We start from the raw sequence: 13190 nt of genomic DNA on the forward strand, positions 1-13190 counted from the left end.
CCTTCATTGTGTTACAGGGAGAAAACTGTCGGCCGAGCATCCTACATTCAATTGATAAGTGACGCAAAGCCTGACCAGCCAGAAAGCGCTTTTTTCTGCGGCCTGAGTTGACGGGCTGTGGTCTCGATTCAGCAAAATTAAGGGACGGGGACTGTGAGGGGGTAAAAAATACGCTCATCGTGATTGTCACCATGATGAGCGTCATACCTTTTATGCGGATATGCCAAAGACCTGGACGGCCTGTTGTAAACGTGACGAACGCTGAGTTAAATCAGCGGTGGCGTCGGTCACGCGCTCCACCATTTCGGCATTATTATGGGTCATGATACCTACGCGCGATATTGAATCATTAATCAGATCCAGCGCCTGAGTTTGTTCCCGTGTCGCCAGGCTAATGTCTTTGATCATCATCGACATCTGTAACACGTCGCCAATCATGCCTGTCAGATGCGTTTCCGTCTGTTCCACCATTTTCACGCCGGAGTTAACGTTCGCGACGTTTTTCTCGATAAGCAACTTGATCTCTTTGGCTGCAGACGCAGAATGCTGTGCCAGATTTCGTACTTCAGCCGCCACCACCGCAAAACCGCGTCCGGACTCTCCGGCGCGCGCAGCCTCGACGGCAGCATTAAGCGCAAGAATATTGGTCTGGAAGGCAATACTGTCGATAACGCCGATGATATCGACGATCTGGCTATTGTCGCGTGAAATGGCCTGCATCATGGCGATAGTTTGCTTCATGATATCGCCGCCTTCTGTCGCATTAACGCTGGTCTTATCGGCCATTGTCATGGTTTGAGCTGCGGTATCTGCGGTTTGCTGTACCGCACTGCCAATCTCTTCAATGGCGGCCGCTGTTTGCTGCAGATCCGCAGACGTTTCTTCGGAACGTGTATGCAGTGCAATGCCTTCTTTTGACACGCGCTGGCTAATAGAGCGAATACCGGCTATCTGCATACTGACGTCATCAACCAGGGAATTCAGATTCAGTCCGGACTGATTAACCAGTCGCATCAACATCCCGATTTCATCCACACGATTTAAATGGCAGTTATCGGGTTTACGTCCGGAGACCACTTTCTTCATTTGGCTGAGCAAAGTATTAACTGGCTGACAAATTTGATACTTAAGGTAAATACCAAATAACACAAACAATGTCAGCATTCCACCTGCCTGAATAAACGCGTTCACTGGGGTAAAGATTAATAATGCAGAGAGCAGGGCAACGAAAACTAGAGCATAATTGACGCGTTGACTAATACTCAACCATTTAAACATAGAGGCCCATGCCATTGCGCCACGGCGAATAACAATGCCTTTAAAAAGACGAAAGCCTTTAAATTTCTGGTTATTTATTTTTTCATATAGTTGTTCACTCGCCGTTATTTCTTCTCGCGAAGGAACTGTGCGCACTGAGATGTAGCCGGTTAATTTTTCATGGTGCCAGACGGGAGTGACGTTTGCACGGACCCAGTAATGATCGCCATTTTGTCGGCGGTTTTTCACCATGCCTGTCCAGCTATCCCCCTGCTGTAACGTGTACCACATGTCAGCGAAGGCCGCAGGGGGCATATCGGGATGGCGAATAATATTATGCGGCTCGCCCATTAGCTGGTTTTCGTTAAAGCCACTGGCATCGATAAAGGCGGAGTTCGCATAGGTAATATGGCTCTCTTTATCCGTCGTCGAAAGCAGCGTCGCTTTAGCGTTAAGTTCGTGCTCAATTTGTGTAACGGGCGTGTTACTTTTCATAAAAGCCCCATGATGTTATGTATAATTCATACAAAGATCCCCGCATTAACACCAGGGGATATTAAAAAGCCGTTTTAAACCATTTTAATAAGAAACGCTGCATTCTCTACTAATCATCAGTTCTGCGAAAGTATCTCAAATAAAAATTTTAATGCAGGTGATTAGTGTTCTGTCATAAATATGAAACAATAAATACAAATGCATAACCTGAAAAGTCAGTTAAACTGACTTAAATTAAATTAGGCCCCGGCGAGTTCCGCAAAAATAAAATTGATAAGCAATGATGTCGCTGAATTTTCACCCTCAACAGAGACCCTATTATATTTTGTAGTCAGTAAAAACAAGACATTTTTTCTGAATCGTGCCATCGCCTGTGCAGGAATGACCAAACCATTCTGAAGCGATCTTACCCATGCCGGGAACAGGGGTGGTTATCTGTTTTTTAGCTGAGCAAATGTGAATTAAATGTTTCTATATGGTTATTTGATAATTTAATAATAAAGACATGTTAACAAACATGGGCCTGCAACATGTCATATCGCCTGAGCATTCTTGATAAAAGCCCCGTAGGGGAAGCTGAAACCGCCGCCATTGCCCTTGCCAGGACGCTTCATCTGGCGCAACTGGCAGAAGAGTGGGGATATCACCGCTTCTGGATAGCGGAACACCACAATACGCCGCAGCTCGCCAGTCCGTCGCCAGAACTGGTGATTGCGTGGATCCTCGGGCAAACACAGCGTATCCGCGTGGGGTCCGGTGGGGTCATGCTGCAGCACTACAGTCCGTATAAAGTGGCAGAAAATTTCAATCTTCTGGCGTCACTGGCCCCGGGTCGCGTTGACCTCGGTGTGGGGAAAGCGCCTGGAGGATTACCGCTGTCAACACAGGCGCTACAGCAGGGCATCAACCAGACAGAAAAGGGAACGTTTGCCGAACAGCTTTCTCAGCTTAATGGCTGGCTGTCGCTGACCGGTAAGGAAACTGCGCAAACGGTGTTCCCGACACCGCTTCCACCCACACCCCCGGAAGGATTTGTTCTGGGAGCCAGCGTTCAAAGCGCGCAGTTGGCGGCAGACTCAGACTGGAACTTTATCTTCGCTGCACATCTTAATGGTGACAAAGCACTACTGCGAGATGTTCTGACGTACTGGCAAAACAACAGCTCTCGCCCAACGATTGTTGCGGTACAGGTGATAGTGGCAAACAGTGCCGGGATCGCCGCGCAACTGGCGGAAAACGTGCAGATCTGGGGCGTGGAGCTGGAAGATGGCCAACGCGTCACGGTTGCCAGCGAAGAACAGGCTCTGGCTTTTGCCGCACAAGCGGGAAGCGCGCCGCGAAAAATTGCCCGACGCGAGCAGGCGTTGTTGCACGGTACTGCGCAGGAAGTGGTCGAAAAACTCACTGACCTGCATACGCACTACGGCATTGATGAGTTCATTATCGATACCCCGGTGGCGGAAGGTCATGCGCGTCTGACATCTTTGCGTTTATTAGCAAAAGCCCATGCAGCCGTGGAGGTCGCCTGATGTCGCTCGCCTCACAGCTTATTAACTGGCGTCGCGAACTGCACCAGCACCCGGAGCTTTCCCTCCAGGAGGTGGCGACGACGGCCCGTATTCGCGACTGGTTGCACAGTGCGGATGTCACTATTTTACCGTTTGAACTGAAAACGGGTCTGGTCGCAGAAATTGGTCAGGGAGAAGAGGTTATCGCCCTGCGAGCGGATATTGACGCATTGCCGATAGAAGAAAATGCCGATGTTCCGTTTCGCTCGCTGACACCTGGCGTGATGCATGCCTGCGGACATGACATCCACACCAGCGTTATGCTCGGTGCGGCAATATTGCTGAAGCAGCAGGAATTCCATTTGCCGGGGCGAGTACGCATTTTGTTTCAACCCGCGGAAGAAAATTTTGGTGGTGCGAAAACGTTGATCCGTGCCGGAGCACTGCAAAACGTGGCGGCAATTTTTGGCATGCACAATGAACCCGGCTTGCCGGTAGGCGAGTTTGCCACTCGGGGCGGTGCTTTTTACGCCAACGTTGATCGCTTTGTGCTGCGTGTTACGGGTAAAGGCGCACATGCCGCACGTCCACACGAAGGTAAAGATGCCATTTTGCTCGCCAGCCAGTTGGTGACGGTATTGCAAAGCGTTGCCAGTCGGGAGATTAATACGCTGGATTCAGTGGTACTGAGCGTGACCCGGATTCAGGGCGGAAATACGTGGAACGTCCTGCCAGAATTTGTCGAGTTGGAAGGGACGCTCAGGACACATCGCACTGAAGTTCAGCAGCAGGTCAAAAAGCGAGTGAGCGATATCGCCGCCGGATTTGCTCACGCTTTTGGCGCACAAATTGATGTTATCTGGCATGCCGGACCGAGTGCGTTGGTCAACGACACATACTGGGCCGATATTGCCACCAACGTGGCAAAAAAGTCCGGCTATACCACGCACAAAGCCGATCTCCATATGGGGGGCGAAGATTTTGCGGTCTATCTACAAAATACGCCTGGCGCATTTGTCAGTATCGGTAGCGCCAGTGAATATGGACTACACCATCCGGGATTTAATCCGGACGAACGATTAATTGAACCCGCCGCGAATTATTTTGCCCATTTAGCAAAAACGGCATTCGAACATCTTTAATTTTACCTGTTGGGTAAGGGGTTACTATGGCTAAAAATCGGCAACTACGGCTGGGCACTATTCTGCACGGTGCGTCAGGTAATATGTCCGCATGGCGTCATCCGGCTGCACAGGCCGATGCCAGTATTAATTTTGAATTCGTTAAAGAAACGGCGTTAATTGCTGAGCAAGGTAAACTGGATTTTATTTTTGTCGCCGACGGACTGTATATTAATGAAAAATCTATTCCGCATTTTTTAAATCGCTTTGAACCGTTAACGGTATTATCTGCGCTGGCCAGTATTACCCGCAATCTTGGGTTGGTCGGGACGGTATCGACGTCATACAGCGAGCCTTTTACCACCGCGCGCCAGTTTGCCAGCCTAGACCACCTCAGCCAGGGGCGGGCCGGATGGAACGTGGTGACATCGCCACTGGAAGGATCGGCAAAGAACTATTCCCGTGCACAGCATCCTGAACATGCCCAGCGTTACCGCATTGCTGACGAATATTTGCAGGTGGTGAAAGGTCTGTGGGACTCATGGGAAGACGACGCGTTTATCCGTAATAAAGCCAGTGGTGAATTTTTTAATCCGCAGAAACTGCACACGCTAAATCATCACGGCGATTATTTTCAGGTTGCCGGCCCGTTAAACATTGCCCGCACACCGCAGGGACGCCCAATTATATTTCAGGCTGGTGCTTCTGCAGATGGCAAAAAATTAGCAGCGCAGCATGCTGATGCTATTTTTACCCATCAGGATTCACTGGCCGAGGCCAAAGCATTTTATCAGGATGTAAAAAACCAATTAGAGCTCACCGGGCGTCATCCTGATGAATTGCATATTTTTCAGGGCGTCAGCGTTATTGTTGGCGACAGTGAACAGGATGTTGAGCAGCAATATCAAACCACCGCCGCGTTGGTTTCTGTTACCGACGCACTGAATTACCTGGGTCGCTATTTTGAACATCACGATTTTGCGCAATATCCACTGGATGCGCCATTCCCGGATATCGGCGATCTGGGTCAAAACAGCTTTCGTAGCACCACCGATGAAATCAAGCGTAATGCGCGGGAACGCGGGCTAACGTTGCGGCAGGTTGCGCTGGAGGCTGCCAGCCCTCGTCCCCGTTTTAGCGGTACGCCAGAACAGGTAGCAGATGGCTTACAGCAGTGGTTCGACGAGAAAGCGGCAGACGGTTTTATCATCCAGGGCGGAACGCCGGATACCTTCCCACGCTTTGTTGAGCAGGTGATTCCGGTGCTCCAGGCGCGTGGCCTGTTCCGTTATGAATACCCTGGCACAACCCTGCGCGAAAGTCTGGGGTTAGCGGCACCGGCAAATCAATTCACACAATAAACTCACACAATAAGAGAAAAAACGCTATGCAGAAAAAATCATTACTTCTCGCGCTGTCACTGGCTTTCAGCGCCTCAGTCTGGGCAAATGACGTCACGATTAATGGTACTGGCGTCAGCCTGGAAGCCAATAAAACCCCTATCAATACGGCGAAAAACCCGCAGGCGATCGCGCAATTACCCGCCAACCTGCGCCTCGCTGTACCGGGCAAATTCACCGTGGCGATTGCCGGGCTGAGTCAGCCGCCGCTGACCGTTTTTGCGGATGACAATAAAACGCTAATCGGCAGTGAAGCCGATATTGCCCGCCTGGTTGCCGACAGTCTGGGACTGGAGTTGAACGTCGTGCCGACGTCGTGGGAAGACTGGCCGCTGGGCGTGACATCCGGCAAATATGATGCCGCAATCAGCAATATTACCGTGACCAAGGCGCGCAAAGAGAAGTTTGATTTTGCTACCTATCGCAAAGATTCCCTCGGTTTTTATGTCAAAACCGGCAGCCAACTGACGAAAATTGAGAAAGCAGAAGATATTGCAGGTCTGCGCATTATTGTCGGTTCCGGCACAAATCAGGAAGCCATTTTGTTGGCGTGGAACGAAGAAAACCTGAAGAACGGATTAAAGCCGTTTACTCCGGTGTATACCAAAGATGATGCCGCCCAGACGCTGGCCCTGCAGTCAGGCCGTGCTGATGCCTATTTTGGTCCTAACGTCATCGGTGCCTGGAAAGCCGCTCTCAACGGGAAAACGCAACTGGTCGGCAGCGTGGATGGAGGATGGCCGAAGGCGGCGCATATCGCGGTAACGCTGAAAAAAGACAGCGGTTTAGTGCAGCCGGTACAAACCGCGCTTAACGGTGTGATTGGCAATGGTGACTATGACAAAGTGCTGAACCGCTGGGGAGAAGGGGTTGAACGTATCCCGCAATCCGAAATTAATCCGGCGGGTTTAGGCGATTAAGGAGACCTGTATGAGCGATGAATTCCGCGTGGTGTCGCCAGAAGCTGCGGAGCTGCAGCCGATCCTTAACGGTCTGTTTGGCGAATATGCCTCACGCTATGGTGACTATTTTTCCCGTGATGCCGAAGTGGAGTTAACCGAATGGTATCTGGCACCGCAGGGGATTTTTGTGGTGCTGGAACGCGACGGCGAAATTATCGCTACCGGCGCTTACAAACCCTACAACGCTGATACCGCAGAGATTAAGCGCATATGGACCAAAAGTACCCTGCGTAAGCAAGGGCTTGCGGGACGAGTTGTGCAGGAGCTGGAACGCAGGGCATTGCTCGCGGGCTACAGCCGCATCTACCTGACGACGGGGTTTCGCCAGCCGGAAGCCGTTCAGCTCTATTTACGCCAGGGCTACGATCCGCAATTCGATATTGCACGCGATCCTGAAGAGTACAGTCAACCGCCATTCGATGGACGACTGCGCTTTACCAAACTGTTGACCATCGCAGGTCAGGCAAAAATAGCCTGAGGAGAGAAAATGAAAACGACTGAAACCATCAAAGTCGTACCCGCGCGTTATTCGCTGCGCACCGCTGGCGCGATAGTGGCTCTGTTTGTGCTGGCGGTGATTATCCAGTCGGTGGCGTTTAACCCCCGTTGGGAATGGAGCGTATTTGCCCGCTGGTTTTTTGATCCGGTCATTTTGTCCGGCCTTGGGCAAACGTTATTGCTAACGCTTATCGGCACGTTGTTGAGCATTTTTTTTGGTGGTTTACTGGCACTGGCCAGACTTTCATCGTCCTGGCTATTGAACGGACTGGCATGGGGATATATCTGGTTGTTCCGATCGTTGCCGCTGATCGTGGTGCTGATTATCCTGTACAACTTCTCTTATCTGTACGACACGCTGACGATTGGGATTCCCTTCACCGCTGTTCAGTGGGGCAGTTTTGAAACCATCAATGTACTCGGTCAGTTTTCCACCGCGGTAGTTGGCCTGACGCTGGTGCAAAGTGCCTATACCGCCGAAATTATCCGTGGCGGTTTTCTCGGGGTTGATCACGGTCAGTATGAAGCTGCCGCCGCACTGGGACTTCCAGCCTGGCGTCGGACACTGCGAATCATCCTGCCACAGGCATTGCGAACCATTTTACCCTCAGGATTCAATGAAATTATCAGTCTGGCAAAGGGGACTGCGATGGTTTATGTGCTGGCGATGCCGGAGCTGTTTTATACCATCCAGATGATCTACAACCGCACGCAGGAAGTGATCCCGCTGCTGATGGTCGGGGCCGTGTGGTATCTGGTCATTACCAGCGTCCTGTCGCTCATTCAACATCTGGTCGAGCGCGCACTGGCACGCAGCGAGCGACGTTCAGCAATAAATACCACTCGCGCGAGCCGTGCGGTTAAACGTAGTCGTCAAATCCCGTCGCAGGAGGCTGTCCATGTCCCACTCGCCTGATGGTCATATTTCAATTACCAGCGTCAGTAAATACTTCGGGCGCCATAAAGCGCTGGATAATGTTTCTCTTGAGATCCTTCCAGGTACGGTAACGGTTATTCTCGGACCTTCAGGGTCGGGAAAATCAACGCTATTGCGGGCAATTAACCATCTCGAACGCGTCGACGAGGGATTTATTCAGATTGATGGCGACTATATTGGCTACCGCCGACAGGGCGACAGGTTGTATGAACTTAAAGAGGCGGAGATCCTGCGCCAGCGCATCAACGTCGGCTATGTCTTCCAGAACTTTAATTTGTTCCCACACTTAACCGTACTGGAAAACCTGATTGAAGCGCCGATTGCGCACGGGCTGGCGTCGCGTAAAGCCGCCACTGAGAGGGCATTGACATTACTGGATGCGGTTGGGCTGCGTCATAAAGCCGATGCCTGGTCTCGGCACTTGTCTGGTGGGCAGCAGCAACGTATCGCTATTGCCCGCGCGCTGGCGTTAAATCCACGTGTAATGCTGTTTGACGAACCAACCTCTGCGCTTGATCCTGAGCTGGTAGGCGAAGTGCTTGATGTGATTAAAGCACTGGCGCAATCGGGAACCACACTGGTCGTTGTGACCCACGAAATTGGTTTTGCCCGGGAAGTGGCGGATCAGGTCGTGTTTATGGTCGATGGCAAAATCGTGGAGCAAGGGAGCAGCGAGCAGGTACTGAACCATCCTCGTCATACGCGAACACAGCAGTTCTTGTCGAAGGTGTTATCGTAAAAAAACGCTGTTCCGCAGGAGTGCAAATCCCGGAACAGCGGGCGAAATATCGCCATACGGTTAAATTAAGCGGCAGAAGGTGCCAACGTTATGCGATCCAATGGCCCTACGATAAACAGATAAGAAATCAGGCCAATCAGTCCCATTGAACCAACGTACAGAATGGCGTAATCAAATGACTGGGTATTAGACAGAATAATGCCGATAACCAGCGGGGTAATAATACTGGCCATATTGCCACACATATTGAACACCCCTCCGGCAATGCCCAGCACCTCTTTTGGCGAGGTATCGCTGAGTACGCACCAGCCAAGATTGCCAAAGCCTTTGGCGAAAAAGGCCAGACTCATTGCAGCGATAACCACAAATTCTGAAGAGGTATAGTTGGCGATAACGATGACGCAGGAGAGTAACATGCCGCAGATGACCGGCAACTTACGGGCGACAGTCAGACTGTAGCCGCGTTTCAAGAGCCAGTCAGAGAAGACCCCGCCCAGCAATCCACCAATGAATCCGGCAATCGCGGGGATACTGGCGATAAATCCCACTTTGAGGATCGACATCCCTTTAGCCTGATACAGATAGGTCGGGAACCAGGTCAGGAAAAACCAGGTTATCGAGGTGACACAGAATTGACCAATATAAACGCCAATCATCATCCGGTTGACACAGACGCTTTTAATTTGCGCCAGGGTGATTTTTTGCGGTTCCTTTTTATTTCCCAACGATGGTTCGCCACCGCCAGCACGAATATAATCAATTTCCTGTTGGTTCACTTTAGGATGGTGCATAGGGTCTTTGACTTTAACCAACCAGAATATGCCAAGAATAACGCCAATCGCCCCGATGTAATAAAAGACAAAATGCCAGCTCAGATTATGCAAAATAATGGTCATCAGCGGCGTAATAATACCTAGCGAAATATATTGTGCGGCCTGGTAGACCGATGTGACAAAACCTCGCTCGCTATTGGGAAACCACTGCACGCTTAAACGACTGTTGGCCGGGAATGCAGGCGCTTCGATGGCTCCCATCATCAGACGCAGGATAATCAGTACAACAAGCGGACTTGCATAGAGATAGATAGTGCCCTGAAACATGGTCACCAGTGACCAGCCGATCAATGCACATCCATACACCACGCGGGAACCGTAACGGTCCAGTAACCAACCGCCGGGTAATTGCATAATAACGTAAGAAATACCAAAGGCTGAGAAGGCCAGCCCCATGGCTTCGGGATCAAACCCGAGTTCCTTACTCATAATTGGCGCGACGACGGATAACGTCGCACGGTCAGCATAATTAAATACTGTGGCAAGAAATAGAAATATCAGGATGCTGTAACGCACTTTAGTGCGCTTTATTATTGTATTCATCACCCACTCCTGTCATTAGGTTTGAGAGCGTTTATGTAGGGAAGAGGGCGGGTTTTTATTTCCCGCCAGATACGTTACGGGCGTTTGCCAAACTCGCAGGTTAATTGCGTCCAGCGTCGCGCCTGTTCGCTAATGCTGAAGCCCAGACCATGACGATCGGAAACCCACATACGGCCATCGCGCAGTTCAAGTTGTTCATTGAATAACGGATTCAGCCATTCGAAATGTTCCAGCCATGGCTCCAGCGGGTAGGCGGCAGACAGATGCAGGTGAACTTCCATTGCAAAGTGTGGGGCAAGCTTACGGCCATGTTTGGCGGCCAGATCCATAATTTTGAGGAAGGGTGAAATACCGCCTACGCGTGGCGCATCTGGCTGTACAAAGTCGCTGGCGTTACCGAGGATCAGCTGTTCATGCTCGCGAAAGCTGGTTAACATTTCACCTGTGGCAATAGGGGTATCAAGCGCGGCGGCAAGCTGTGCGTGACCTTCTACATCGTAGGCATCCAGCGGCTCTTCAATCCAGATCAGATTGAATTGTTCCATTTTACGACCCATGCGGATAGCCGTTTCGCGATCCCACTGTTGATTCGCGTCCACCATCAGCGGGAATTCATCACCCAGTGCTTCACGCACTGCGGTTAAACGGCGAATATCCTCGGCACAGTTAGGTTGTCCGACTTTCAGCTTGATACCGCCAATACCGTTTTCACGAGAGATAACGACGTTTTTGAGCACCTGATCCAGCGGTGTATGCAGGAATCCACCAGAGGTGTTGTAACACTGGACGGAGTCGCGGTGTGCGCCCAACAGTTTTGCCAGCGGCAGGCCTGCGCGTTTGGCTTTCATATCCCACAGAGCAATATCGATAGGGGAGATGGCCTGTACCGCCATTCCACTACGACCTACGGAAGCGCCTGCCCACAGTAACTTGGTGTAGATCTTGTCAATATCGTTTGGATCTTCTCCCAGCAGGTTATCGGCAATTTCTTTCGCGTGGGCATAAATCCCCTGGCCACCCGCACGCTTGGAATAGCTGAATCCTACGCCCTCGAAACCATCACGACTGCGGATCTCCGCGATGATAATCGCCACTTCAGTTAACGGTTTCTGGCGACCCGTAAGCACTTTGGCATCGCTGACTGGCGTTGCCAGCGGAAGAAATGCCAGAGATAGCTTAACCCACTCAATACGATCGCCGGTTTCAGCAGCGGTTTTAGTATTCACCGTTTTGGCATAGGTTACGGCGTCGGAATTAGCACTTAAAGACATATTATTCTCTCCTGGTGATGAACAAATGATTGCGCTAACATTTTTAATGGTGGCGCAATCATTAAGCCAGCGAATTGCTTTTGATTTGAACAATCGATCACAAACCAAGAGATAAAAGGCCTTCCTATTGTAAGTAATGTCACATTCCAATACTTTGTGTGAAAATGCACAAATACAAATGATTGCGTTAACATTATCAAATGATAAAGCTATGCTAAGCCGCTGTTTTCTCAGCGTAAAAAAGAAGGCCGCTGGCATTGGTCGATTTCATGATGAATAATGCACAACTTAATCGGCGATTTTTACAAGGGCATCGACAGTGAAAAACTCCAGACCTTCGCGCGCACCCACGCTGGAAGATGTTGCCCGTACCGCTGGGTTGTCTCCTATGACGGTGAGTCGGGCACTGAATACCCCGCAATTGGTACGGCCGAAAACGGTAGAAAAAGTGATGCTTGCCGTGCGCGCTACGGGCTATATTCCTAACGCTCTGGCAGGGGGGCTGGCGTCACGTCGAAGTAAACTTATTGCTGTGGTGGTGCCGCAAATAAACAACAACATGTTTGTTGATACTATCCAGTCGTTGAGTGATGAACTGGCTGAGCGTGGTTATCACATATTGTTGTGTGTGGCCGGATACACGCAGCAAACCGAAGCCGAACTGGTGGCTGCACTGTTATCACGTCGGCCTGATGGCATCGTACTCACCGGGATCCACCATACTGCTGAGCTGAAAAAAGTGATCCTGAATGCTGCCATTCCGGTGGTGGAAATCTGGGATTTAACGCCAACGCCTGTCGACATGCTGGTGGGGTTCTCTCACGAAAAAGTGGGGCAGGCAGTGGCGGAATACATCATTAAGAAAGGCTATCGTCGTCCTGGTTTACTGTGGACGGCCGATCGTCGGGCGGGTCAGCGTAAACAAGGGTTGTGCGATGTTCTGAGCCGACATGAGATTTCCTCTGTCCCACAAGTGGATGTCCCGCTTCCGGCCTCTTTGTCCCTTGGCCGTAGTGGCCTGACCCAGCTTTTTACCGAGGGTGAGTTTGACGTCATTGTCTGTAGTTCAGACACTCTTGCACAGGGGGCTATCATGGAGTCAGAAAGCCGTGGTTTGAAGGTCCCGCAAGATTTAGCGGTGATTGGTTTTGGCGATCTCGATTTTGCCGCCAGCAATCGGCCCTCGATTACCACAGTCAGCGTAGACCGACGCGCTATCGGACAACGTGCCGCCTCGCTGCTTGCCGACCGTATTGAAAATATTGCGCGTGATGACGATATTATTGATGTTGGCTTCCATCTGGTAGAACGAGAGTCCGCATAAGATACCTGCCCGAATACAGACAATAAGGAACCTGCTATGCCGCACGTGGATATTAAATGTTTTCCCCGCGACCTGAATGACGAACAAAAATCCGCGCTGGCTGCGGATATAACCGAGGTCATCATTCGCCATCTGCAAAGTAAAGAGAGCTCGGTGAGCGTGGCGCTCAATGAAATTGAGCCGGATGCATGGCAAATTGTGTGGGATGAGCAAATTGCGCCCCAGATGGCGACGCTGATAAAAAAACCGGGCTACAGTATGTGAGATTAAACGGGCGGGAAGGCCGCCCGTTTAATAATATA

10 protein-coding genes and 1 pseudogene are annotated in these 13190 nt (G+C 50.8%); 8 read left to right on the forward strand and 3 right to left on the reverse strand.

The window, feature by feature from the left end; all coding sequences use genetic code 11:
- Positions 1–210 precede the first annotated feature (210 nt).
- A complete protein-coding gene (locus SK36_RS09830; RefSeq protein WP_048221422.1) occupies positions 211–1752 on the reverse strand; it encodes a methyl-accepting chemotaxis protein in 1542 nt (513 codons plus the stop codon).
- A 530-nt stretch (positions 1753–2282) separates the two neighbouring features.
- Between SK36_RS09830 and SK36_RS09835 the strand changes: the two genes are divergently transcribed.
- The 6 genes and pseudogenes from SK36_RS09835 (at position 2283) to SK36_RS09865 (ending at position 8917) form a co-directional block, all read left to right on the forward strand.
- The gene (locus SK36_RS09835; RefSeq protein ID WP_048221423.1) at positions 2283–3281 is read left to right on the forward strand and encodes an MsnO8 family LLM class oxidoreductase; all 999 of its coding nucleotides are present in this window, start codon (positions 2283–2285) and stop codon (positions 3279–3281) included.
- Positions 3281–4402: an amidohydrolase gene (locus SK36_RS09840; RefSeq protein WP_048221424.1), complete on the forward strand. Its 1122-nt coding sequence runs from the start codon at positions 3281–3283 to the stop codon at positions 4400–4402. The genes SK36_RS09835 and SK36_RS09840 overlap by 1 nt, the downstream gene beginning before the upstream one ends.
- A gap of 26 nt (positions 4403–4428) precedes the next feature.
- A pseudogene (locus SK36_RS25020) lies at positions 4429–6701 on the forward strand (NtaA/DmoA family FMN-dependent monooxygenase).
- Between the two features lie 10 nt (positions 6702–6711).
- Positions 6712–7221, forward strand: a complete 510-nt coding sequence (locus SK36_RS09855) for a GNAT family N-acetyltransferase (protein WP_045443040.1) — start codon at positions 6712–6714, stop codon at positions 7219–7221.
- A gap of 9 nt (positions 7222–7230) precedes the next feature.
- Positions 7231–8157, forward strand: a complete 927-nt coding sequence (locus SK36_RS09860) for an amino acid ABC transporter permease (protein ID WP_048221426.1) — start codon at positions 7231–7233, stop codon at positions 8155–8157.
- A complete protein-coding gene (locus SK36_RS09865; protein ID WP_045443034.1) occupies positions 8141–8917 on the forward strand; it encodes an amino acid ABC transporter ATP-binding protein in 777 nt (258 codons plus the stop codon). The genes SK36_RS09860 and SK36_RS09865 overlap by 17 nt, the downstream gene beginning before the upstream one ends.
- Positions 8918–8982: 65 nt before the next feature.
- On the opposite strand, the gene SK36_RS09870 is transcribed toward SK36_RS09865, so the two are convergent.
- Together SK36_RS09870 and SK36_RS09875 are read right to left on the reverse strand one after the other, a co-directional pair.
- Positions 8983–10293 carry an MFS transporter gene (locus SK36_RS09870; protein WP_048221427.1) on the reverse strand — a complete coding sequence of 437 codons (1311 nt, stop codon included), beginning with the start codon at positions 10291–10293 and terminating at the stop codon, positions 8983–8985.
- Positions 10294–10367: 74 nt separating this feature from the next.
- Positions 10368–11564, reverse strand: a complete 1197-nt coding sequence (locus SK36_RS09875; protein ID WP_045443029.1) for an L-talarate/galactarate dehydratase — start codon at positions 11562–11564, stop codon at positions 10368–10370.
- A gap of 388 nt (positions 11565–11952) precedes the next feature.
- Here SK36_RS09875 and SK36_RS09880 point away from each other — a divergent pair, with 388 nt between their 5' ends.
- Positions 11953–12888: a LacI family DNA-binding transcriptional regulator gene (locus SK36_RS09880; RefSeq protein WP_048221428.1), complete on the forward strand. Its 936-nt coding sequence runs from the start codon at positions 11953–11955 to the stop codon at positions 12886–12888.
- A gap of 36 nt (positions 12889–12924) precedes the next feature.
- The gene (gene pptA / locus SK36_RS09885) at positions 12925–13152 is read left to right on the forward strand and encodes a tautomerase PptA (protein ID WP_045443023.1); all 228 of its coding nucleotides are present in this window, start codon (positions 12925–12927) and stop codon (positions 13150–13152) included.
- Positions 13153–13190: the final 38 nt, after the last annotated feature.

Source organism: Citrobacter sp. MGH106 (assembly GCF_001037495.1).
Classification (GTDB): domain Bacteria; phylum Pseudomonadota; class Gammaproteobacteria; order Enterobacterales; family Enterobacteriaceae; genus Citrobacter; species Citrobacter murliniae.

Excerpts from the sequence above, each read along its gene's own strand:
- SK36_RS09830 (WP_048221422.1), bottom strand. The coding sequence starts at position 1,752 with ATGAAAAGTAACACGCCCGTTACACAAATTGAGCACGAACTTAACGCT.
- SK36_RS09835 (WP_048221423.1), top strand. The coding sequence starts at position 2,283 with ATGTCATATCGCCTGAGCATTCTTGATAAAAGCCCCGTAGGGGAAGCT.
- SK36_RS09840 (WP_048221424.1), top strand. The coding sequence starts at position 3,281 with ATGTCGCTCGCCTCACAGCTTATTAACTGGCGTCGCGAACTGCACCAG.
- SK36_RS09855 (WP_045443040.1), top strand. The coding sequence starts at position 6,712 with ATGAGCGATGAATTCCGCGTGGTGTCGCCAGAAGCTGCGGAGCTGCAG.
- SK36_RS09860 (WP_048221426.1), top strand. The coding sequence starts at position 7,231 with ATGAAAACGACTGAAACCATCAAAGTCGTACCCGCGCGTTATTCGCTG.
- SK36_RS09865 (WP_045443034.1), top strand. The coding sequence starts at position 8,141 with ATGTCCCACTCGCCTGATGGTCATATTTCAATTACCAGCGTCAGTAAA.
- SK36_RS09870 (WP_048221427.1), bottom strand. The coding sequence starts at position 10,293 with ATGAATACAATAATAAAGCGCACTAAAGTGCGTTACAGCATCCTGATA.
- SK36_RS09875 (WP_045443029.1), bottom strand. The coding sequence starts at position 11,564 with ATGTCTTTAAGTGCTAATTCCGACGCCGTAACCTATGCCAAAACGGTG.
- SK36_RS09880 (WP_048221428.1), top strand. The coding sequence starts at position 11,953 with ATGACGGTGAGTCGGGCACTGAATACCCCGCAATTGGTACGGCCGAAA.
- pptA (WP_045443023.1), top strand. The coding sequence starts at position 12,925 with ATGCCGCACGTGGATATTAAATGTTTTCCCCGCGACCTGAATGACGAA.